The organism is Exiguobacterium sp. ERU653, assembly GCF_018617775.1.
Taxonomy (GTDB): domain Bacteria; phylum Bacillota; class Bacilli; order Exiguobacteriales; family Exiguobacteriaceae; genus Exiguobacterium; species Exiguobacterium marinum.
In genome coordinates this window covers 595,470-618,113 of sequence record NZ_JACSKV010000001.1, presented here as the reverse complement: position 1 = coordinate 618,113, position 22,644 = coordinate 595,470, and the positions used below count along the sequence as shown (strand labels likewise).

At 47.1% G+C, this 22,644-nt stretch carries 24 protein-coding genes and 2 pseudogenes; 6 read left to right on the top strand and 20 right to left on the bottom strand.

What is annotated here, in order from left to right; all coding sequences use genetic code 11:
• Window positions 1-68: 68 nt before the first annotated feature.
• Both KNO95_RS03235 and KNO95_RS03230 read right to left on the bottom strand, forming a co-directional pair.
• Window positions 69-485, bottom strand: a complete 417-nt coding sequence (locus KNO95_RS03235; RefSeq protein WP_214702164.1) for a GNAT family N-acetyltransferase — start codon at window positions 483-485, stop codon at window positions 69-71.
• A 10-nt stretch (window positions 486-495) separates the two neighbouring features.
• Window positions 496-1,962: a phytoene desaturase family protein gene (locus KNO95_RS03230; protein WP_214702165.1), complete on the bottom strand. Its 1,467-nt coding sequence runs from the start codon at window positions 1,960-1,962 to the stop codon at window positions 496-498.
• Between the two features lie 137 nt (window positions 1,963-2,099).
• On the opposite strand from KNO95_RS03230, the gene KNO95_RS03225 reads away from it, so the two are divergent.
• From KNO95_RS03225 to KNO95_RS03210, 4 genes are all read left to right on the top strand, one after another.
• Window positions 2,100-2,606: a hypothetical protein gene (locus KNO95_RS03225; protein WP_214878271.1), complete on the top strand. Its 507-nt coding sequence runs from the start codon at window positions 2,100-2,102 to the stop codon at window positions 2,604-2,606.
• A gap of 33 nt (window positions 2,607-2,639) precedes the next feature.
• Window positions 2,640-3,143 (top strand): DNA topology modulation protein, encoded by a 504-nt coding sequence (locus KNO95_RS03220; RefSeq protein WP_214702850.1) that lies wholly within the window; start codon window positions 2,640-2,642, stop codon window positions 3,141-3,143.
• A gap of 115 nt (window positions 3,144-3,258) precedes the next feature.
• Window positions 3,259-4,026 (top strand): transporter substrate-binding domain-containing protein, encoded by a 768-nt coding sequence (locus tag KNO95_RS03215; protein WP_214702168.1) that lies wholly within the window; start codon window positions 3,259-3,261, stop codon window positions 4,024-4,026.
• Window positions 4,023-5,036 carry a pyridoxal phosphate-dependent aminotransferase gene (locus KNO95_RS03210; protein ID WP_214878270.1) on the top strand — a complete coding sequence of 338 codons (1,014 nt, stop codon included), beginning with the start codon at window positions 4,023-4,025 and terminating at the stop codon, window positions 5,034-5,036. The genes KNO95_RS03215 and KNO95_RS03210 overlap by 4 nt, the downstream gene beginning before the upstream one ends.
• A gap of 22 nt (window positions 5,037-5,058) precedes the next feature.
• On the opposite strand, the gene KNO95_RS03205 is transcribed toward KNO95_RS03210, so the two are convergent.
• Window positions 5,059-5,613, bottom strand: coding sequence for a maltose acetyltransferase domain-containing protein (locus tag KNO95_RS03205; protein ID WP_285800471.1), 555 nt, complete (start codon window positions 5,611-5,613; stop codon window positions 5,059-5,061).
• A gap of 86 nt (window positions 5,614-5,699) precedes the next feature.
• Here KNO95_RS03205 and KNO95_RS03200 point away from each other — a divergent pair, with 86 nt between their 5' ends.
• On the top strand, window positions 5,700-6,623 hold the full coding sequence (locus KNO95_RS03200; protein WP_214878269.1) for a DUF7916 family protein: 924 nt from the start codon (window positions 5,700-5,702) through the stop codon (window positions 6,621-6,623).
• 38 nt (window positions 6,624-6,661) lie between these two features.
• On the opposite strand, the pseudogene hisIE reads toward KNO95_RS03200, so the two are convergent.
• The 9 genes and pseudogenes from hisIE to KNO95_RS03150 all read right to left on the bottom strand — a co-directional run bounded on the left by hisIE (window position 6,662) and on the right by KNO95_RS03150 (window position 13,612).
• Window positions 6,662-7,299, bottom strand: a pseudogene (gene hisIE, locus KNO95_RS14440) (bifunctional phosphoribosyl-AMP cyclohydrolase/phosphoribosyl-ATP diphosphatase HisIE).
• Window positions 7,248-8,015: an imidazole glycerol phosphate synthase subunit HisF gene (hisF, locus tag KNO95_RS03185; protein ID WP_214878268.1), complete on the bottom strand. Its 768-nt coding sequence runs from the start codon at window positions 8,013-8,015 to the stop codon at window positions 7,248-7,250. Before hisF ends, hisIE begins: the two are co-directional and overlap by 52 nt.
• The gene (gene hisA, locus KNO95_RS03180) at window positions 8,008-8,721 is read right to left on the bottom strand and encodes a 1-(5-phosphoribosyl)-5-[(5-phosphoribosylamino)methylideneamino]imidazole-4-carboxamide isomerase (protein ID WP_214702174.1); all 714 of its coding nucleotides are present in this window, start codon (window positions 8,719-8,721) and stop codon (window positions 8,008-8,010) included. Before hisA ends, hisF begins: the two co-directional genes overlap by 8 nt.
• A complete protein-coding gene (gene hisH, locus KNO95_RS03175) occupies window positions 8,699-9,286 on the bottom strand; it encodes an imidazole glycerol phosphate synthase subunit HisH (protein WP_026826112.1) in 588 nt (195 codons plus the stop codon). Before hisH ends, hisA begins: the two co-directional genes overlap by 23 nt.
• A complete protein-coding gene (gene hisB / locus KNO95_RS03170) occupies window positions 9,283-9,870 on the bottom strand; it encodes an imidazoleglycerol-phosphate dehydratase HisB (RefSeq protein ID WP_214702176.1) in 588 nt (195 codons plus the stop codon). The genes hisH and hisB overlap by 4 nt, the downstream gene beginning before the upstream one ends.
• Complete coding sequence (locus KNO95_RS03165) at window positions 9,857-10,873, bottom strand: pyridoxal phosphate-dependent aminotransferase (protein ID WP_214878267.1); 1,017 nt, start codon at window positions 10,871-10,873, stop codon at window positions 9,857-9,859. The genes hisB and KNO95_RS03165 overlap by 14 nt, the downstream gene beginning before the upstream one ends.
• On the bottom strand, window positions 10,870-12,087 hold the full coding sequence (hisD, locus tag KNO95_RS03160) for a histidinol dehydrogenase (protein WP_214878266.1): 1,218 nt from the start codon (window positions 12,085-12,087) through the stop codon (window positions 10,870-10,872). The genes KNO95_RS03165 and hisD overlap by 4 nt, the downstream gene beginning before the upstream one ends.
• On the bottom strand, window positions 12,084-12,692 hold the full coding sequence (hisG, locus tag KNO95_RS03155) for an ATP phosphoribosyltransferase (protein ID WP_214878265.1): 609 nt from the start codon (window positions 12,690-12,692) through the stop codon (window positions 12,084-12,086). The genes hisD and hisG overlap by 4 nt, the downstream gene beginning before the upstream one ends.
• On the bottom strand, window positions 12,689-13,612 hold the full coding sequence (locus KNO95_RS03150) for an ATP phosphoribosyltransferase regulatory subunit (RefSeq protein ID WP_214702180.1): 924 nt from the start codon (window positions 13,610-13,612) through the stop codon (window positions 12,689-12,691). The genes hisG and KNO95_RS03150 overlap by 4 nt, the downstream gene beginning before the upstream one ends.
• Window positions 13,613-13,723: 111 nt before the next feature.
• On the opposite strand from KNO95_RS03150, the gene hisJ reads away from it, so the two are divergent.
• Window positions 13,724-14,542: a histidinol-phosphatase HisJ gene (hisJ, locus tag KNO95_RS03145; protein ID WP_214878263.1), complete on the top strand. Its 819-nt coding sequence runs from the start codon at window positions 13,724-13,726 to the stop codon at window positions 14,540-14,542.
• Window positions 14,543-14,693: 151 nt separating this feature from the next.
• Here hisJ and KNO95_RS03140 read toward each other — a convergent pair whose 3' ends face one another.
• The 8 genes and pseudogenes from KNO95_RS03140 to KNO95_RS03105 form a co-directional block, all read right to left on the bottom strand.
• On the bottom strand, window positions 14,694-15,044 hold the full coding sequence (locus KNO95_RS03140) for a hypothetical protein (RefSeq protein ID WP_026826119.1): 351 nt from the start codon (window positions 15,042-15,044) through the stop codon (window positions 14,694-14,696).
• Between the two features lie 199 nt (window positions 15,045-15,243).
• Window positions 15,244-15,819, bottom strand: a complete 576-nt coding sequence (locus tag KNO95_RS03135; RefSeq protein ID WP_026826120.1) for a deoxycytidylate deaminase — start codon at window positions 15,817-15,819, stop codon at window positions 15,244-15,246.
• A gap of 51 nt (window positions 15,820-15,870) precedes the next feature.
• A complete protein-coding gene (locus KNO95_RS03130) occupies window positions 15,871-17,100 on the bottom strand; it encodes a toxic anion resistance protein (RefSeq protein WP_026826121.1) in 1,230 nt (409 codons plus the stop codon).
• Complete coding sequence (locus tag KNO95_RS03125; protein WP_214698322.1) at window positions 17,084-17,806, bottom strand: 5-bromo-4-chloroindolyl phosphate hydrolysis family protein; 723 nt, start codon at window positions 17,804-17,806, stop codon at window positions 17,084-17,086. Before KNO95_RS03125 ends, KNO95_RS03130 begins: the two co-directional genes overlap by 17 nt.
• A 197-nt stretch (window positions 17,807-18,003) precedes the next feature.
• The gene (locus tag KNO95_RS03120; RefSeq protein WP_214702184.1) at window positions 18,004-19,356 is read right to left on the bottom strand and encodes a sodium-dependent transporter; all 1,353 of its coding nucleotides are present in this window, start codon (window positions 19,354-19,356) and stop codon (window positions 18,004-18,006) included.
• A gap of 121 nt (window positions 19,357-19,477) precedes the next feature.
• Window positions 19,478-20,350, bottom strand: a complete 873-nt coding sequence (locus KNO95_RS03115; RefSeq protein WP_026826124.1) for a diacylglycerol/lipid kinase family protein — start codon at window positions 20,348-20,350, stop codon at window positions 19,478-19,480.
• Window positions 20,347-21,852, bottom strand: coding sequence for an ABC transporter permease/substrate-binding protein (locus KNO95_RS03110; protein ID WP_034771093.1), 1,506 nt, complete (start codon window positions 21,850-21,852; stop codon window positions 20,347-20,349). The genes KNO95_RS03115 and KNO95_RS03110 overlap by 4 nt, the downstream gene beginning before the upstream one ends.
• A 10-nt stretch (window positions 21,853-21,862) precedes the next feature.
• Window positions 21,863-22,579, bottom strand: a pseudogene (locus KNO95_RS03105) (ABC transporter ATP-binding protein); the annotation flags it as partial.
• Window positions 22,580-22,644 lie beyond the last annotated feature (65 nt).

Genomic DNA, 22,644 nt, shown 5'->3' with positions numbered 1-22,644 from the left:
GCTCAATGGCACGTGAATGTTCTTTCTCATTCTAACATGAACGATTCGGAAACGGTACTAGCGGGATTTTAGGATTCACGTAACATATCCACATGTGGAATCCCGTCTTCATTGTAAATTTCACTAGTCCGTTTGAATCCGAACGATGCGTAGAATGGTTCTACATACGTCTGCGCTTGCAGATATAACGTCTCGTGACCGAAGTCCTTAATCGCCGCATCCATCAACGTACGGGAATACCCTTTCCCTCGATGTGTCGCTTTCGTCACGACACGTCCGATGGCGACCGGAGATGCTTCCGTCAACACGCGAAGCGCAGAGACGATCTCTCCATCTTCTTCAATCCAATAATGAATGGCTTGTTCATCTTTCCCGTCGATTTCTTGGTACGGACAGTTCTGTTCGACCACAAAAATCTCAGTCCGTAAAGCCAGCAAGCGATACAATTCTATCGTTGTCAATTCATGAAATGCTTTTTTCTTCATCAATATCCCCCTAATCAATCATCACCCCGAGCGATCGGGCGACATGTAATCCGCTCGTCATCGCGCCAATCGTCCCCGCTCCCGGAAACACGGTATCCCCGCACACAAAAAAGTTTGGCAAGTCGGTGCGATAACTCGCGGCACGAAACAGCGCCTGGCTTGACGTCTGGGCATAACCTCCGACTGCCCCATGTGGACGTTTCGTATATTTTACCCATGCCCCGGGTCCACCGGGAAGGAGAAGTGACGACTCACGATTCCACTCAGGAAATGCAGTCGCGACGACGTCGACGAGACGATTGGTCCAATCTTGTTCTAGTTTCTCATATGCCGCCCGGTCTTTCCAATCTTGCCATTCCGATAAATCAATATGTGTTGATACGGTGATGGTTCGTTCCGGTCGTTCTGTCCGTAACACGTCGCCTGGCGCGGACATCGAGATGAACGCATGCCCACTCGGTAATCGCTCGTGATAGATTTGTTGAAACAACGGTTTCTGTCGACACACATCCTCAGGCAAGACGAGGTACAGACTGAACGTACCCCATTGCGACTGTTTCAATTGTCTCCGATACTGTCGATTGAACCGTCCTCGATCCTTTCCTCTCAGAAGTTCGCTCGTCCGCTCAATCGGGATGGCGGAAACAATCACATCGACCAGTTCAAGTCGTCCTCTTCGATCGGTGACGAGCCACCCATCCGTCACTCGTTCGATGGACTGGACGTCCCTCCCTAATTTCGTCTCGCCACCAAACGTTCGGACGGCGCGCTCTAATGCAAGAGCCAATTGATACAGTCCCCCTTCTACATAATATGCCCCTTCATGATAGATCGATAGCGCCACAGCACTAAGTAAGTGACTCGCGTCTTTCGCTCCTGTCTGTAAACTGTCGAGCAGGACGCCATCGATGAATCGCTCGAACATCGTTCCGTTTAGTCCATGACGGGCTAACGTGTCACCGAGTGGGCGCTGGAGCTTCAGGAGTGCTGTCATTTGGTTCGGTCGGAAACCTTTTAGTGCGTAAACCATGTCCGAGACCGTGCGAAGTGGAAGAGCAGGCAACTGCTGAAACAATGGTCGAATCTTCTCAAAGTCTCCCCACACTTCACTGTAAAACGCATGGATTGCCTCGTAATGCTTTGGGAACACGCGACTGAGCTCATCAAGCAGACGTTCTCGGTCGTGATAATAGGTGATGGTGACGTCAGGCAGATGAATATCCATCACTTCATCGAGTAAGCTGACCTCAACTGATTCCCCCAGCTTATCGAGAACCCGCTGATGGACCCCTCCTCGTTCAAATCCCATTCCAAGCGTCGCGCCTGCCGGGAACAAGTAGTCACCCCGTTGAAACTTCCCGGCACACCCGCCCCATTCACGTGATGCCTCTAAGACGACTACATCATGCCCTTTCTGCTGCGCGAGCGCAGCTGCTGTTAACCCTGCGACACCTCCACCAATGACCCCGATTTTCATGTACATCCCTCCTCTCTGTATCATACCCGCTCTTTCAAAAAATTGAAGAAATGAATCGGTTTTTGAGATTCCAGCGTTCTTTTGAAGGGAACTGATTCTCTTATGCAGAAATAGTTCACATCTGAAAAGGTAAGGTGATGAAAATGCGCAGTCGTGTCATGGTTTATTTATTGATTCCCATCCTCATCTTTATTGGTATACTGATTACCCCGCCTTCTGAGGAGTCGCTCAAGCTCGCGACGATGACGGTCGTCAGCATTCAGGAAATGATTCCTTATGAAAAAGAGTATACGGCGCAAAAAGTGCTAGAAGAACGAACGATAGACGATAAGTCAGCCATCATCGAAGAATGGCGTCTCGAACGTGGGGCGAGAACATCGTACAGTTATGTGCTCAGACTGAGAGGGTTTGACCATGTGACACAGATTGATGCAGGCGCGGCCAACACGAGATCGGACGGATATTACGCGATGCAGGCGCATAGCCCTATTTTTGAGAAGGACAAGCCGGTGTCCACGAACTATCCGATTGTCGTGTTCAGTTCGGAACAACGTCTTGTCATCGGACAGATGGATGTCCGGGTCATTTACGAAGAGGACAGTCAATTGAAGAAATGGATTGTATTGGAGGATGAGCAAGAATAGATGAGCAACTTACCGATTAATAGCAATATAAACATGAAACGAATCATGATTATCGGTTCAGGCGGTGCGGGAAAATCCACACTCGCCCGCCAGCTCGGTGAACGATTAAAACTTGATGTCTATCATTTAGATGCCCTCATGTGGAAACCGGGATGGGTGATGGCAACAAGAGAAGAACGAATCAGTATTCAACAGCAACTCGTGAAGAAAGATGAATGGATCATCGATGGAAACTTCGGGAATACGCTTGATTTACGATTGCAGGCAGCGGACACTGTCATCTTGATTGACCTACCACGCACCGTCTGTATATACCGTGTCCTTAAACGAGTAATCCGTTACCGTGGTACGACACGACCGGATATGGGCGCATCCTGTGAGGAAAAACTCGATTTTGCCTTCCTCAAATGGGTTTGGAATTTCCCAAACATTCAACGGCTACAGCTGTTGCAACAGATTGAACAGCATCCGACAAAACTCAATTTGATTCATTTGAAATCGCCACGAGCAGTCAAAAACTTGATTCAATCACTTTAAAACGCTTTCATATCGAAAGTGTTTATTCTTTTAAAAATTTTGTATATTTATTCTTTACAATTAATAATTATGCATATACACTTAGTCTCATCTACAACAGGGAGGCATTATACATATGAAAAAATGGTTATTAGCAGGTTCACTTATGATGAGCGCGGTATTACTCGGTGCATGTAGTCAAGAAACGGAAGGGGAAGCGACAGAACAGAAAACAATCGTTATGGGGACGAGTGCCGATTACTTTCCATACGAATTTGTTGATACAGCGAACGGGAATGCAATCGTCGGATTCGATATTGAAATCGCAGAAACGATCACGGAACGTCTCGGCTACGAATTGAAGATTGAAGATATGGACTTCGGTAGCTTACTCGGAGCCTTGAACAGTGGGCGAATCGACTTTGTCATGGCTGGGATGACACCAACAGAAGAGCGGAAAGAAAATGCAGACTTCTCGGACATTTATTTATCAGCAACAAACTTGATTATGACAAAAGACGAGTCGCTTCAGGCGATTGAAGATTTGTCTGGGAAGAAAATCGGTGTCCAAACGGCTTCGATTCAAGAAAACATCGCAAAAGAACAGGCTCCTGACGCTGAACTCGTATCATTGAACAAAATCCCTGAGATTGTTCAAGAGTTGAATACAGGTCGAATCGATGCGATGGTCATTGAAGACACGGTCGCACAAAAATACTTAGACCAAGATGACAACTTCTATACATTCGCTTTGAAAGAGGATGGCGAAAAAGGATCGGCAGCCGCCTTCAAATTAGATGATGAATTACGCGACCAGTTCAATGAAGAGTTGAACAAAATGATGGAGTCTGGTGAAATCGATGAATTGGTGGAAAAATGGTTCTCGATGGAGCCGACTGAATGAGACAAGTCAAGCTACCGATCTACCCCGTCGTCTATCCGACGGGACATCGGTTGAACCAAAATGAAAGTCAGTTCCCGTTACCTGACCGAATCATGAGCCAACTTGATTCGGTGACGTATCACGACTTACACGAATATCCGGTCGAACCGATCAATGAATTGTTCGAACACTACGCTGCGTACGTCGGCGTCACACCTGAGCAATTACTCGTCGGGTGTGGGAGTGATGAGATGATTCACGTCGTGACGCAAGCACTGCTCGCTCCACATGACATCGTCTTATCTCCTGCACCTGACTTTTCGATGTATCCGATTTTCACGACAATCGCACACGGTCATCATATTCAAGCCGTTGATTTGTCGTATGATGGAATAATAGAGGCGATTGAGATGCATCGTCCGAAGCTTCTCCTTCTCTCGAATCCGAACAATCCAACCGGAAAGCTTTGGAACGTGGAAGAATTGGCGCATCTCGCCTCACTCGTGCCGTACCTCGTGGTAGATGAGGCGTATATGGACTTCACACCAGATGCCAGCATGATCCCGTTCATTGCGAACCATCCGAATCTCATCGTCCTTCGCACGATGTCAAAAGCGTTCGGATTAGCGAACGTCCGAATCGGATTCATGGTGACGAACATCGAACTCGCACAATATTTCCGTCAATTCATCCCGCCATTTAACATTAGCGGGGTGAGCGCGAAGATTTGCAACATCTTCTTAAAAGACGTGACTTATCTTCAAGAAACAATCGAATGGCACGACGAGATGCGGCAAAAGTGGGCATTTGCCTTTGAATCCATCGGCCATGTCCTCCCTGCCACGACGAACTTTTTGTATGTCGAGTTAGAGCAGCCTGAAGCAGTATGGTCCCATTTGACTGCCTTGAACGTACACACGTCGAAACAACCGACGGGGATTCGGGTGACGATCGGTGATGAGGCGGCACTCCAGCTTACACAAGAAGCGATTCATCAGTACGTTGAATCCATGAACGTCAAAAACTCCTGAACCTCGTGTTCAGGAGTTTTTGTCAGTCGATCGTCTTGATCACACGTGCCGGATTACCTCCGACGACCGTTCGAGGCGGTACATCTTTTGTGACGACCGCACCGGATGCGACGACAGCCTCATCCCCAATCGTCACACCCGGGTTGATGATGGCCCCGCCACCGATCCATACGCGTTCCCCGATGGTCACCGGTTTTCCGAATTCATACCCAGAGATTCGCTCAATCGGATCAATGGGGTGTGTCGCCGTATAAATATGTACACCCGGTGCGAGCATGCAGTCATCCCCAAACGTGATGGGACAGATGTCTAGAAAGACACAATCAAAGTTCGCATAGAACCGCTCTCCCAAGTGAATATTGTACCCGTAATCACATTTGAAGTTCGGTTCGATGTAATACGACTCTTTCGTTGAACCAAGTAATGCGCTAAGAATTTCTTTTCGCTCTTCCAAGTCATCGATTCCTGAACGATTGAATCGCTCGGTTAATCGCCGAGCATGTTTCCTGTCGGCGACGAGCGTCTCATCACCAGCTAAATATAATTCGCCACGAATCATCTTTTCTTTTTCCGTCATTTTCATCCCTCCTCAATGAATAGTATAGAGGATTTTCAAATCATTTAGGGAATAGAGAGAGTGATGAGCAGAAGGAGGCAGATGTGATGAAACGAATATTAGACTGTCGGGCAAGTGATTTTATCACGTTTAATCGTCAAGATTTAGTCGAATCAATTCGAAAAGCGGAGGGACGGACGGTCATGGCCGAGGTCATTCCGACGGTGCAGCCGCTTTACCCGGAAGTAACGAACGCAGAACTGGCGCGAGCGTTCGGTGCCGATTTGATTTTATTGAACATGTTGGATGTGTTCCATCCTTATATTAAAGGACTTGAAAGTCATGCGTTGTTCGGCAAGATGCCAGGTGATGAGATGAGCGACCATCCGATTCTTGAATTAAAACGACTGATTGGATTGCCAATTGGAATCAATTTGGAACCTGTCGATTTTTCAGAGAAGTCGTCTGAGATGAATGAAGTGAAACGAGGCAGACTCGCCTCAATCGAAGCGTTCCAAAAAGCATCTGAGCTCGGGATCGATTTCGTCTGTCTGACAGGTAACCCGAATACCGGGGTCACAAATGAAGCAATCGAACAAGCGATCATTCAGGCGCGTCGTGAATTTGCCGGTGTCATCATTGCTGGGAAGATGCATCAGGCCGGTGCCGGCAATGTGTTGGACCGCGACGCATATATTCGCTTCGTCGAAGCTGGCGCAGACATCATCCTACTACCGGCGCCAGGCACGGTACCTGGCGTCCGTGAAGAGGCGTTCCACGAACTTGTACAAGAATTGCAAGCGCTCGGGGCACTCACTCTAGCAGCCATCGGCACGTCTCAAGAAGGGGCTGATGTCGCGACCGTTCGGGACATCGCACTCTCTTCGAAGCGCGGCGGTGCGGACATCGTTCATATCGGTGACGCCGGATTGTCTGGGATCGCCGTACCAGAGAACATTCAGGCACTTTCGATTGCCATTCGTGGAAGACGCCATACATACATTCGCATGGCCGCTTCGGTCAATCGATAACTCAAAAGAGGAAGGAGCACGTCTCCTTCCTCTTTCATTTACCATTCTGTGACGTCGCGACGAGGCTTCGCCGGTGTTGTCGTACCGTGACGTTTGGCGAGTAACGCTTCCACATCCTCTAAGCAGACCCCTTTAGCCGCCAACAAGACGAGCAGGTGATACAGAAGGTCTGCTGACTCTTCGACCAAGTCTTCGTCCGTCATGGCAGCAATGACGACCTCGAACGATTCTTCTCCGAACTTCTTTGCTATTTTTTCGACGCCTTGTTCAAACAAATACGTCGTATAAGAACCTTCTTTCGGTTCATTTTTTCTGGACTCAATCAATTGCTCCAATTCATGAATCATACGTTCACCTCCGTAAAGAAACAGGTTCGATTTCCGGTATGACACGTCGGACCGTTCGCATGAACACGAACGAGAAGTGCATCCTGGTCACAGTCGACGTGGATGCTGACGACATCAAGCGTGTTCCCGCTCGTCTCTCCTTTCATCCAAAGCCGACCTTTTGAACGAGACCAGAACGTGACGACCCGTTCACGAAGCGTCTGTTGAATCGCCTCCTCGTTCATATATCCTAACATGAGGACTGCCCCGTCTTCGTTTGAGACGATGATGGCGGGAATCAGTCCATTTTCGTCGAAACGAACCGCATCGGCAAGTTGTGACTCGTGCATACGTGCTTCACCTCTTCTACTGTCGTTTTTCGGTCATGTAAGATGGAGGCAAGTAAAGCAGCGTCGACTTTCTTAAGTGCCTCGACTACGTGCTCCGCATTCCCTGCCCCACCAGACGCGATAATCGGAATGTCGACGACTTCACGCAGTTGTTCTAAAATTGCCAGGTCATATCCGCTCTGCTTCCCGTCCTGGTTCATGGACGTGACAAGAAGTTCCCCCGCGCCGAGCGCGGCCACTTGTTTCGCCCATTCGACTGCCAACAGCTCGGTTTTCTGTTTGCCGCCATATGTGTACACGTAGTATTCGCCGTCTTCAAACTTTACGTCGATTGCGACAACAATACATTGTGATCCGAAACGGTCCGCGGCTTCACGAATGAGACTCGGTGATTCGACAGCGAGCGTGTTCAACGATACTTTGTCCGCTCCTGCTTTTAACAGTGAAGAGATATCCTCTAGCGAACGAATCCCTCCACCGACCGTCAACGGGATGAATACTTTTCGCGCGACCGCACTGACGACATCGAGCATCGTCTGGCGTCGTTCCGTACTTGCCGTGATGTCGAGAAAGACGAGTTCATCGGCTCCGGACTCATCGTAATATTTCGCGATTTCGACCGGGTCCCCGATATCTCGTAATTGCACGAATTCAATCCCTTTGACGACACGACCTTCCTTCACATCGAGACATGGAATAATTCTGTGTTTAAGCATAACGCGCCTCCCATTCAATCAGTTCTTCGATACTCACTTTACCGGATAGGAGCGCTTTCCCGACGACCGCCTCATCAATCTTGGCCATCTTCAGTTCCTTCACGTCCTCTTCTGTCGTCACACCGCCTGAGGCAATCAGTGTGACGTTGACGATTTGACGTAACGCCTTCATCCGAGAAACGTTCGGTCCGTTCAATTTTCCGTCAGATCCGATGTCCGTATAAAGAATCGTCTCGATGCCCCGTTTGACGAGGTCTTGGGCGACCGAGATGTCATCGAGCTTTGTCGCTTCCTGCCATCCGTTGATGGCGACCTTCCCGTCATAGGCATCGAGTGCCACAGCGACTCGTTTGCCATACTTTTCAATGGCCCGATCCAAAAAGTCAGGATCCGTGAATGCCTTTGTCCCTAAGAGGACACGGTCCGCACCTGTTTCCATGACCGCATCAAGTGAGGACTCTGAACGAATCCCGCCTCCCGTTTGAACGAGAAAGCCAAGAGACTTCGCATAGCGGACAACGTCTAAGTGACGCGGCTCCCCTGCCTTAGCCCCTTCTAAATCAATCAAGTGAATCATCGGGACCTTCCCTTGCCACGCTTTTAATAATTCATACGGGTCCCCGTATTGTTCTTCCGTCGAAAAATCACCTTCCGTCAAACGGACGATCTTGCCTCCAATCAGATCAATGGCGGGTAGTAATCTCACGCTCGACCGCCTCCTTCCATTCTTGAAGTAAACTGAGACCGAACGTCCCACTTTTTTCTGGGTGGAACTGCATGCCCGTGACGAGCCCTTTTTGAACGATTGCCGGAACTTTCTCACCCATATATTCAGCCGCCGCCACGATGTATTCGTCGTCCGTCACGGCATGGTAAGAGTGGACAAAATAGACGTCCTCATCGCGTAGGATCGAGTTCCATCCGACGTGTGGAAGACGCTTCGCACGCATCCGCTCAACCGTTCCCGGAATCAACCCGAGACCTTTCGTCGGCATCCCTTCCGTGCTCGAATCAAACAAGAGTTGCATCCCAAGACAGATCCCTAAAAACGGCTTTTCCGTCGCCATCTTTTGCAATAAGGGGATCAGACCCGTCTGTTCGAGCGATTGCATCGCTTGCGGGAAGGCACCGACCCCAGGAAGTAAAATGGCATCCGCTTCTTCAATTTGATTTGCATCGTTCGTGATCACGACGTAGCAACCGATGGCTTGTAAGGCACGTTCGACGTTGAACACGTTTCCCATGCCATAATCGATGACCGCTACTTTCATCCTTCGATCCATCCTTTCGTAGAAGGGAGTCGGTTCGTCCCATCGCTTGATACCGCCTCGGCAAGCGCTCGACCAAACGCCTTAAACAACCCTTCAATCATGTGATGTGAATTTGACCCGTAAAGGACGGCGAGATGAAGGGTAAGCCTGCCGTTCATGGCAACGGCCCGAAAGAACTCTTCAGCGAGTTCGGTATCAAAATCACCAAGCTTTGGATTACGAATCTCCGCCTGATAGACGAGATAAGGTCGCCCTGACACATCGACGACCGCTCGCGCTAGCGTCTCATCCATCGGCATGTAACTCGACCCGTAGCGGCGAATTCCGACTTTGTCCCCGAGAGACTTGGCGATAAGCTGACCGAGTGCGATCCCGACATCCTCGACCGTATGGTGGGCATCGACCCATGTGTCGCCTTCGACTTTCACGTGTAAATCCATCTGACTGTGAAAGGCGAGTAACGTCAACATGTGGTCAAAAAAACCGACCCCCGTTTGAATAGAACTTTCACCCGTTCCGTCTAGATTTAATCGAATGTCAATTTTCGTCTCTTTCGTCTCACGTTTTAGTTCAGCTGTTCTCAACAGAATTCACCTCTTCAATCGTTTGTCGGATATAGGCATACGCCTCGTCTGTCCCTGCACTGACACGTAATCCATCCGGAAACGCACGTACATGAACTCCTTTTTCAAGGAAGCGCGATGCCCATCCTTCACTATCATCCGTTTTGACATAAATAAAGTTGGCACGACTCGGTAAAATCTCGCCGATTGGACGTAATAAGTCCGTCAATTTTTCACGTTGTGTCGTATGGAACTCGATCGATTCTTGAATATATGATTCATCTCGTAAGACGACGTTCGCGACAGCGGCACTGAGTCCACTGACATTGAACGGCGATCGGAAGCGATCAATCTGCTCAATGATTTCTTCTGACGCAATCATGAAACCAATCCGGAGGTTCGCTAAACCGAACGCCTTCGATAACGTCCGTAAGATGATGACGTTTGGATGTTCGTTCAAGCGAGATACAAATGAGTCCTGCATTGTGAAATCGATATAAGCTTCATCTACGATGAGGTACGGAACACGTGACGCAATATCTGACAATTCGTCAAGTGTCCACATCTTGCCGGTCGGGTTATTCGGATTTGAAATCAGGACGAGCTTCGGTTTGATCGTTTGAATGAGCTCGACGAATGTCTCATAGTTCAATCCGTTCGTATCAGGTTGTGTGAACTGCCCCCTCGCAATTTGTGTGTAGATGCCATACATCGAAAAGTCTGGAGCCGGAGCGAGGACGTGGTCCTCCGTATCTAAGATTGCCTGACTTAAAATCGCCAACAGTTCGTCGCTTCCGCTTCCGACCATGAGTTGTGTCGCCTCAACTACTGCATAGTTGGCATAACTCGCTTTTAAGGCAATCAACTCTTCGACCGGATAACGACTGAGCGCCTCAAGTGACACGTCTCGAATCGATCGCTCTAGTCGTTCTGGTAACGGATATTGGCTTTCGTTTTGATTGAGTGCGAATCCTGACACGGCATGTGGTACATAGCGAGGGATATTTTGATAGTTTCGTCTCATATGCCCTCCATCCGAACAGCCATCGCACGGGCATGTCCTTCTAATTGTTCTTGTTTGGCGATTCGAATCGCAGCCTTTGTGATTGTCTCATCAAGTTCTGTCATCTCAAGGAATGTCTGGCGGCGATAAAAGTCGTCGACCGATAGTCCACTTGAGAATCGAGCCGTTCCACTAGTCGGCAAGACATGATTTGGTCCAGCGATATAGTCTCCGAACGCTTCCGCTGCCTCGTGACCGAGGAAGAACGATCCACCGTGACGAATCGACTTCATCAATTGTTCCGGATTTTTGACGGCCAACTGGACGTGCTCCGCGGCCATCGTATTCGCATACTCGATCGCATCCTCGATTTTCCGATAAAAGACGCCGCCACGTTTCAACGCTTCTCTTGCGATGTCTTGTCGTGGTAAGAGCGCGAGCTGTCGTTCAAGTTCTCGCTCCACTTCATCACGAAGCGTCTCTGTCGTGACGAGCGCAATCGCTGTCGCCTCGACGTCATGTTCCGCTTGTGCGAGCAGGTCAGCCGAGACCCACTTCGGGTTCGCCGTTTCATCGGCAATGATTAACACTTCGGACGGTCCCGCAACGGAGTCGATGCCGACAATGTGGGACACGAGCGCTTTCGCTGTCGCGACATACGCATTTCCTGGTCCGACAATCTTATCGACGGGACGAATCGTTTCCGTTCCGTATGCGAGTGCAGCAACGGCTTGCGCGCCTCCGACAAGAAAACACTCATCAGCACCCGCGATTTTGGCTGCAATCAAGAGCGAGATGTCAATCCCATCTGCTTTCGGCGGCGTGACCATGACGACTCGTTTGACGCCAGCCACTTTCGCCGGAATGACGTTCATGAGCACGCTCGATGGGTAGACGGCTGTCCCACCCGGTACATAGACACCGACCGAATCAAGTGGCATATAGCGTCTTCCAAGTCGAAACATCGTATCTTCAAACACGTCTTCATTCCGTACTTGATGCGCGTGAAACGTACGAATTCGTTCCGCCGCTAACGTCAACGCTTCCGTCAGTTCAGCATACGCTGCTGGCGGGGTAAAGCGGGCTAAATCAACCGATTCAATTTTGTCGACACCGTCGAATTGTTTCGTCCACTCAAGGAGCGCTTCGTCTCCACGGGTTTCGATCGATTCAACGATTGGTTTCACGGCCTCGGCCCATGCTTCGCGCCGTGATCGATTCGTTTCAGTGCTCATGTGTTCTCCTCCTGACTCAGCTTTCGAATCCATGCCTTCAATTCGTCGGGCTGTTCCGCCAAAGCCGTTTCGCTCGTAATGAATTTTGCATTGATTGAAAAGATTGTCTCATATTCTTCTAAGTCGTTCGCGGCAAGTGTCGCCCCTGTCTCAACGATGTCAACGATGCAATCAGCGAGTCCGGTTAAAGGCGCGAGTTCGACTGATCCATTCAACGCGATCACTTCTACGTTTTGTCGTTTCGACGCAAAGTGTGAGATGGCGATGTTCGGATATTTACTGGCCACCTTCAATTTTTTCATTCCGTTACGTCGGACTTTTGGACCACAAACAGCCATTCGACAACGTCCGAACGGCAAATCGACGACTTCAAGCACACCCGGCGTTTTTTCCCGTAAAATATCTCCACCGACGATCCCCACATCTGCCGCTCCGTGCATCACATATTTATAGACATCGTCCCCTTTGACGAAAATAAATTCATGATCGCCTGCTTGTACTGTCAGCTCACGTCCACGTGTTTCAGGCCATACGGGTAAATCACGTTCTACAAAAAATTGACGAGCTGCTTTTTCGATCCGACCTTTCGCGACCGCTACTTTCATTTGATCACCTCATCTAACTGTTCTAAATCAAGCGACATGCCGAACGCTCGTCTCGATTGTCCGAAATGGCCATATAGTGAATCGTATCGTCCTCCTGACAGGACACGCTTCCCTTCGACGCTTCCTGTCACGGTCAAACCAGAGTAATAGTCAAAATCACCAGTTTGACCAAAATCGTATGACACTTCTAAGCCGATTGCGCGCAAGTGTTGTACCGCCTCATCGACATCATCGATTGCCTCTTTTAAAGAAGCCGGTGCTTGAGTGCGCAACTCCTCGAGCGCTGAATTGCCAATTAGAAACGGTAATTTCGCAATCAATGGATAACGATATGTCTCCGCTAATTCACGTAACGATTCTAAATTGCGAATCGCCAAGATTTTACGGAATGTCCGCTCTTGAACGCCTGTTTCTTTTGCAATAAGTGAGATGACGGCCGCAGAACCGATTTTGATCGTTAATCGATTCGTAGGCAGGACTCCTTCCGCCATATCGAGAAATGATTCGATGAGATGATAATCCTTCTCTTCGCCGTCGACCCACTCGAGTCCAAGCTGCTGTCGTTCATGCGGTTGACCGGAATGCTTGACCGTCCGACGATAGACGGCACCCGCATAAGCGACGCGCATCGGTTCATGACCGTCTGCTAATTTTCTCGCAATCTGAAGTGTATAGTCAGGGCGCATGACGAGAAGTTCGCCGTCATTCCCAAATAACCGATAATAGGCCGACTCATCAAAGAGCGCCAAATTTTGATAATGCGAATAGTATTCGAGAAGCGGTGGATCGATGACCGCATAACCGCTCGCCTCTGCTTTTTCTAAAAATGAAAGCATCCACCGTTTTGGTCGAATGACATCTCCTGATTGAAGTTCATACCATCCTTCTGGAATCGAACCTTTCGAATTTGACCAAATCATGATAACCACCCTTTATCTTATTATCACTTTACCAAACTAAAGTAGTGTGTTAAATTTATCAAATACAATCATACCTGTCAACCAATTAACTTATAAAGGACGTGTAACAAAATGTTTGATTTTACCCACGATGGACATGTGCATACTCCATTTTGTCCACACGGTACAAAAGACCCACTTGAACAATATATTCAAGTCGGAATCGAAAATGGCCTGCAAACAATCACTTTTACAGAACATGCACCATTTCCTGCGTCATTTATCGACCCTGTACCGAATCGAGATTCGGCGATGTCGATTGATCTACTTCCTGATTATCTCGATACGTTGCATCAGATAAAGAAGCAGTATCAAGCGGTTATCGACATTAAAGTCGGATTAGAAGTCGACTTGTTGCCGCATCTGGAGAAGGAAACCATCGCTTTACTGAAACCTTTCGCACCATTGCTTGATGAAGTCATTTTATCGCAGCATTTCCTATATGTAGATGGCACGTATATGCCGATTGATTATTCTGCCGAAACGTTCGATGAACTTGTCTCAGCGCTCGGCTCATTCGAGAACGTCATGAAAGCTTATTATGAATCGATTGAACAGGGTCTCGCATTTTCGTGGAAAGACATCCGTGTCGCTCGGATTGGACACCTTGACCTCCCGATTAAATACCAAAAAAATTATGACTGGAAGCGTTCCGAAGTAAAAAAGGAAGAAGAACGACTCTTACAGGTGATCGCTGACCGAGGATTTGGACTCGACTTCAACACGGCCGGACTCAGAAAACCGGATTGCGGGGAACCTTACATCGCAGGACTCGCAAAAGCTGCCAGCGAGTTACATATCCCATTCACATTGGGATCGGATGCACATCTCGCCAAAGACGTTGGGGCGGATTTCGACATGATTGCACAAAAAAAAGCCACGTTCCTATGAACGTGGCTTTTTGACAGCGATCTAGCTATCTAGATCCCCATGCTTATGGTTGACAACGATATGGCGTTCCATTTCTTCATCTGTAAACATCATACCATAAAGAAAAATAGATGCAATAAAAAATTGGGTGAAATTGTTCACCCAATTGAGATCACATCGCTGCGTACAATGTTTTTATATCGTTCGTAGATGCCTCGTCCATTTGGAGGGCTACGAGCTCAACATATTGTAGTGCTGGGTCCTGATCTTTCGACAAAGCGACAATTTCGGCGGCTGCCTTATCAAGCGCCAACAAGATTCCTGATACACCAAGCGTCGGATAATATCGAAGTAAAGCTCGAACATGTTTAATCTCAGATACTTCATTTCCGTTAATCGTCAACGATTTGACAGCCAACTCTTTACGCATGCCAATCGCAAATTTATCTTCCCACACTTCTTCGAGCGTGATCAAGGCTTCTACTTCATATGCACCATCTGTAAAGCGAACAAGTTTTTCCATAAACAATTTCCCCTCTCCTGAATCTATTTTCATTATATAAGAGATTTCAGAGTATATATTGTGAAATATTGAACATTATGTGTAAAGTTTGTCTCACTTGATTTCGAACAAAAAAAAGGCCCCTCCGAGGAGGGGCGAATAATGGAAGAGTAAAACACCATTGGCAGTACATTAATAATATATCACCTTATGAAAACGTTTACAATGTATTTTTGTACATTTTTTCTAGTGGCATATGTAGCACTTCAATCCCACTGTCACGCATCAATTCTAATCCATCGCCATGCTCGTAACCGACCGCATAGACGACTCGTGCGACTCGTGCGGCGATTAGGGCAAGTGAACAGGCGTGACACGGCGAATGGGTAACATAAGCGGTCGCACCGAAGGCGTTCGTCGAATCAGCAGCCAGTTTTCCAATCGCATTGATTTCGGCATGGATTTCATGTTGTTTCGACCAGTGATGATGATCATACGGGTCCGTACATTTGATATATGTCACACCATCACGGATGAGTCGTGCTGGTTCGTTGATCATATCAACGTCCGTCGACGTCACATAGTTCGCATGCTTATAAAATCCTTCTTCTTTTTTAATATAAATCTCATTACAATTCGTATGACCGGATGGTGTTCCGTTCAAGCCAATCGAAATCGGTTTTTCATCCTTCACAATGACACATGCCACGCTCTTGGACGCACACTTCGAGTGTCGCTCGGCCATCATATCGGCAAACAGCAACCACGTCTCGTCCCACAATCGTTGTTTCTCCACACAAGTCCCTCCTCGTAGAAAAGGAAAGTCTGATTGCTCAGACTTCCCCCCTTAGTATCCAGTGTCTTTTGGCAGTTCTTTATTTTTCGAGGCGATCTCGATGACTTTCTCTTTAAGCTCGTGCTCCATTCGGTCGAGTTCACGCTCGGCGTCGCGACGTTTTTGCTTCCCTTCTTGTTGAATGCGTAATGTTTCATCCAACGTCGAGAGTAAGTTCTCGTGAGCAACTTTCAGTGATTCAACAGAAACAATCCCTTTTTCATTTTCTTGTGCGATTTCAATCGAAGAATCTTTCAACATCTTCGAGTTCTGCTCAAGCAACTGGTTTGTCGTCTTCGTCACGTCCTGCTGCATACGAAGTGCCGTCTTCTGACGCGTTAGGCTGAGCGCAAGAACGACCTGGTTTTTCCAAAGCGGAATCGTGTTGACGACCGCCGATTCAATCTTCTCGGCAAGGATTTGGTTATTCTGCTGAATGACCCGAATTTGCGGTGCCATTTGAAGGCTAATGGTACGACTGAGTTTTAAGTCATGCAATTTCTTCTCAAAACGGTCCGCCAATTGAATCATGTCGTTCAATTGTTGCAATTTTGACTGGTCTTTAGAAACTTCCACTTCATGTCGCAGTGGCGCAATCTCATGCTCACGTACATGATCTAGCTTTGTTTCACCCGCTGCGATATAGACGTTTAATTCTTCGAAATAACGCTTGTTTTTGTCATACATTTGATCGAGCATCGTGATATCTTTCATTAGACCGAACTTGGCACGATCTAAATTGTGGATAACTTCTTCCAAATAGACGTTCATTTTTTCGAATTGAAGTTTATAGTTTTCAGCCTTCTTTTTTGCGCGACCGATGAGCGGGATGTTATCCATGAAACTCTTCTTCTCCGGTTGAAGCATGTCCGGGTCCATCTTTCGGACGTTTTGCATCAAATCTGACAAAAGTTTCCCGGCGTCCCCGCCATCTTTCATTCGGACTTCCGTCAAAATTTGGTCGGAGAATTGTGACAGTTCACGTTGGACATTCGACCCAAACAACATAACCGAATCCGTCTTTTTAATATCGATTGATTCAGCCAATCGCGTGATGCGCTCACGGTGCTCTTGAGGGACGTCTGGCTTCGCTTGGATAGCAGGCACTTCCTCTGCCTGCGAAACAGATGACCACTCTACAGACGGGTCGCTAAACCCCTCTGCCTCAGTTTTTGTTTTTGTATCAGATGTCAGCTCTTCTTCCGGCCATGACTGCCAGTTCGTTTCATTCGATGAAGTCATGCTTTTTTCTCCCTTCCGGCTGATCAGATAAGACTCGCTCCATCATAATCAGTTCACGTTCAAAGTCTACGGCATCATCTTCAAGAAGACGTCCGCGCTGTTCTTTAAATTTATCGACAATTAGCCGCATATTCGTTATTAATTGTTCTCGAGTTTCTTCTTGAATGATGACCCGTTTTCCTTCCAGTTCTTTAAATTTCAAGACGACCGAGACGAGGGAATCTAAGTAGAATGTGAACAAGTCTCGAACATGCTTCGCGTCTTGCGGATTTTCGAAAAGTTCCTCGAACAATTCATGCGCTTCTTTTGACACTGCTTTCATTTCTCGCCTTACTTCTACATCTTTGATTTCAGGCAAGACACGGTCAATCTGCTGCAGTTTCTCATACCCTTGCTCAATCGTCCGTTGCAAGAATTGAAGTTCTAAATCATCCGTCGCCTCGAATTGACGTGCCGGGATAGGATCTTCAATCGGTTTTAGGATTCTTGAGCCTGAGAACGATTCTTCCTCATCAAGCAGCAGTTTTTTCTTCGCCCGTTTTGCGACCGTTGTCGGTGTTCGCTGACGGTTTTTGCGCTTATTCGTTGACCAGACTTCGTTCAAGACGAGCGCCCCTACTATAATGAATAACCAGGAGAAATCGAATACGTTGATGGCAAAGTATATGACTGCCCCAGTCAGGGCCCATTTCATCCATGTTTTCATTCTTTTCACCTCATCTCATGTTACTTCTATTGTACATTACGAAACCGATCAAAAAAAGTTTCGTCACCTCTATCATTTTAGCATAATAAAAGTCTTTGTTTCCTCCGTCCACAGGTGTAGAAACAACTACCTATATCGACTTCATTCCCGTTGCGAGACGAAAAAAACCGTAGACTCGAGAGCCTACGGTTCCTCAATTATGTGTTAAGCCACGTAGATACCATGACGATTCCTACTGTCACCGGTATAACATAGCGTATGAGTGCATGCCAGATTGGATAAAGCTTCATACCTGGTTGAGATGTTTGAATCTCGTCTTTTAAAATACGTTGGTCTACTACATAACCAACAAAAATTGACGTTAAGAAGGCTCCGACCGGCATTAAAATATAACTGACGAGGTAATCCATCGTGTCGAAGAACGTTCGCCCGTTCCAGATTTGTAAATCGCTCAATAACCCAAATGACAGCGCAGAAGGCACACCGACGAGGAAGACGAGCAAGGCAGCTGTAACCGTTACTTGTTTCTTCGACCATGTCGGTTTCTTTTCATTCAGACGATCGGTCACACCCGCGACGACGACCTCTAACATCGCAATCGAAGACGTGATTGAAGCGAATGCGAATAATAAGAAGAACAATACCATGAAAAATCCACCGAGCGGAACTTGATTGAAGACCGCCGGTAGGACGACGAAGAGCAATGCCGGTCCTTCAGCTGGGTCTAATCCTGAAGCAAAAACTGCCGGGAAGATAGCAAGACCTGCTAGGAGCGAAACGGTAATATTCAATAGAACAATCATGTTCGCGGAACGATTCAGCGTCCCTTTCGTCTTAATGTAAGATGCATATGTCAGCATCGCAGCCACCCCTAGAGATAAGGAGAAGAAGGCTTGTCCAAGGGCAAATAAGACCGATTCCCCTGTGAGAGCAGAGAAGTCAGGTTGTAAGAAGAAGCGGACTCCTTCCATCGCCCCGTCGAGTGTCAATGAGCGGACAACGAGGACTATAAAACTGATGAACAATAATGGCATTAAAATCTTGCTCATCCGTTCGATTCCCGCTTCTACCCCACGTAAGACAATCAAAAGCGTAATCGTGAGAAATAAAAACTGTCCGATGACGGCGATTTCAGGTGTTGACACGACACTTCCGAAGACATCACCAAATTCATCAGCACTTCGTCCATTTAATGTTCCGCTCAAACCGAGTCCGATGTAAATGAGGACCCATCCCCCAATAACACTATAGAAGGAAAGCAACAAGAAACAGGCAATGACACCAAGATAGCCGATGATGCTCCATCGTCCATGTCCCAATTGTTTAAAAGCAAGAAGTGCTGTCTTTTGAGTCGAACGTCCAACGATGAACTCCCCAATCAATAATGGTAAACCAAGTAATAACGTGAACGCCAAAAACATGAGTAAAAAGGCACCGCCCCCACTAGTTCCAGTGACATACGGAAATTTCCATATCGCACCTAAACCAATCGCCGAACCTGCGGCAGCTAAAATGAATCCAATTTTTGAGGCGAATGAATTTTGCGCCATGATTACCCCTACTTCCTGTTTTTCATTTCATTTTCATAATAATAGTGAAATACTAACACGGTTCAACAATCAGGACAACAAAAAACAGAGAAAAGTCTGAATACTTTTCTCTGTTGATGCTTTATGGCGTTAAAAATGTTACTGCATTCTCTTGAATCTGGATGGACAATTGTTCAGATTCGAAATGTTCACCATCGATATCGATAATTTGAGGTTGACTCAATTCTACTTTCACATGAGAAGCCTGAAAGTGATTCCACTCGGGGGATTTTTGATCGAGACCGAGTTGCTGCGCCAAAAGTTGTCGAATCATCGGAAACCCGATTGATGAACTGTGAACAACCTCTAACAGTCCATCAGAAAAGGACTGTGTCTCAAGCTTCGTCGGGACTGTCCCGAGGTAGCTACCGTTTCCAATATAGAGAAAACTTACATCGCCTTCATAGAGCAACTCATCTTTTCGATATAACCGGATTTCAAACGGATCCGCTTCACGAAATTGTCGAATCGTCGCTAAAAAGTAGCCGATTGACCCTAGTGATTCCTTTTCATCTGGGTCGATTTGTCGTGATGTATCGGCAATCAATCCAATCCCGACAAAATTGAGAGCATACATCTCATCCACTTGAATGACGTCCACTTGTTGCGTATGTTTCGACTTAATGACATTTGCAGCTTGTGTCGGTTGAATTGGGAGTTCGAGCGCTCGCGCAAAATCATTACATGTCCCGGCCGGAATGATGCCTACGGTAGGTCGCTCCTCGCGCTCTAACGTCATCAATCCGTTCACTACTTCATTCAGCGTACCGTCCCCACCAATCACGATGAGATGGTCGAAAGGTCCACTCTCTGAGGAAAATCGGAGTGCATCCCCAATTTCTTGCGTTTTCTTGATGGTGATTTCTTCATAGAGCGATTCAATCGTTCCAATGACCTCCCCGAGCATCGTCTCGCTCGTACCAGACTTCGGATTCGAAATAATCAAAGCTCTCATAATAACCCTTCCTGTTCTAAGAAGTCTTTCGCTACGTCATATGCACGTTCATTTCCGTAAGCGACACGTCGGTTCAATTCAGACATCTGTTCGTCCGTGATTTTTCCAGCGAGTTGATTAAGGGCATCTTCGATTTCTGGATATTCTTCAAGTGTCTCTTCTTTCAAGAGGGGTGCCCCTTGATAAGGTGGGAAGAACTGTCGATCGTCTTTTAAAACGACCAAGTCATTTTCGGCAATATCAGGGTCAGTTGCGTAGGCATCAACTAGATTGACGTCTCCTCGAGAAATGGCACGATAACGCAACTTTTGCTCCATCGACACAACGGATGGGAAATCAAATCCATACTCATCTTGAAGACCAGGATATCCATCTTCACGATCTGTAAATTCAAGGGTGAACCCTGCTTTAATATCTGATTCCACGTTTCGTAAATCTGAAATCGCAGTAATGTCCTCTGCTTCTGCATATTCACGTGGAATAGCAAGTGCATACGTATTATTAAACTGCATCGGCTCAAGCATCACATATCCGTCTTCTGCAAGTGCATCTCTCGCTTGTTCGTACACCTCGCGTGCATCATTTGACTCAGGTGACTCTTTTACGAGACTAGCGAGTGCCGTACCAGTAAATTCCGGATAGATGTCGACATCACCAGATTTCAGAGCACCCCATACGAATGTCGTTTCACCAAAGTTCGGTTTCACTGATACGGATAGATCCGTTTCTTCTTCAATTAACAACTTATACATATTCATCAAAATTTCAGGCTCAGGTCCAAGTTTTCCGGCGACGACTAAATCCGTCTCCTGTGAGCGACCGAATGCGAGCGGAGTGATGATAATCAAGGCGAGTACGGTTGAGACGGCAATCAATTTCGTTTTGTTGCGAGATGCTGTTGCACCTTCCATCTGACGCAACAAGAAATCAAACAATAGTGCTAAAATAGCAGCCGGTATGGCCCCAAGTAAAATTAAGTAATTGTCATTTCGGTTAATCCCAAGCAAAATTAATGTACCAAGCCCACCCGCTCCAACGAGGGCAGCGAGTGTCGCTGTTCCTACGATAAGGACCATGGCAGTTCGAATACCAGCCATTATGACAGGGAGAGCAAGCGGAAGTTCGACTTTCATCAAACTCTGATTCGGCTTCATTCCACAAGCCCTTGCTGCTTCAAGTAATGATTTATCTACTTCATTCAAACCTGTAAACGTATTCCGTAAAATCGGAAGAAGCGCGTATAAGACGAGCGCAATGATTGCAGGTAATGCACCGATTCCTACGAGCGGAATCATCAACCCGAGCAAAGCAAGAGAAGGAATCGTTTGAATGATGGCAGTAACACCAATAGCGGTTTCAGCAATTTTTTTACGACGCGTCAGCCAGATTCCTAACGGTACGGCAATCAAGACGGCGATTAAAAGTGATACGACAGAGAGCTGTAAGTGCTCAATCAGTGCCTCGACAAGCTGTCCTTGTCTATTTTGGAACGTCTCAAGCATCCAGCTCACCTCTTCCACGTTGTGTAAATTCCAAGACGAATGGGTCATTGCTCGCCAATATCTCTTCTGGCGTACCGATAAGCATCAATTCGCCATCACGCATCAATGCGATACGATCACCGAGCTTCATCGCTTCCTGCATATCATGTGTGACAAAGAGAATCGTCTTTCCTAGTTCATCATTCAATCGTTTGATGTCGTCTTGCAATTGTCCGCGGCTAATCGGGTCAAGTGCTGAGAAAGGTTCGTCCATCAAAATGACTTCTGGGTCTGCCGCTAGGGCACGCAATACACCAACTCGTTGCTGTTGACCTCCTGATAGCTCTGAAGGTTTTTTGGCACGTAATTTCGGATCGAGACCGGCAATTTCCATCAACTCTGTCACGCGGTCTTTTGTTCGATCCTTCTTCCATTTTAATAGTTCAGGAACGACAGAAATATTTTCTTCTACTGTCAAGTGTGGGAATAGTGCGATTTGTTGTAACACATATCCGATATTACGACGTAACTCGTAAATATCAAATTGATAGATTTCTTTTCCATCGATCAATATTTTTCCATCTGTGTGATCGATTAACCGATTCACCATTTTCATTGTTGTAGTCTTGCCACAACCTGAAGGACCAATCAATATAAAGATTTCTCCCTTTTGAACTGTTAAGCTTAACTCTTTGACGGCCAATGTCCCGTCTTCATAACGTTTTGATACATCCCGAAACTCAATCAACGTAATCCCTCCTCGACTATTTCCAAAATGGAAATTCAAATAGTATTTTGCCCTTTTCCATGCAT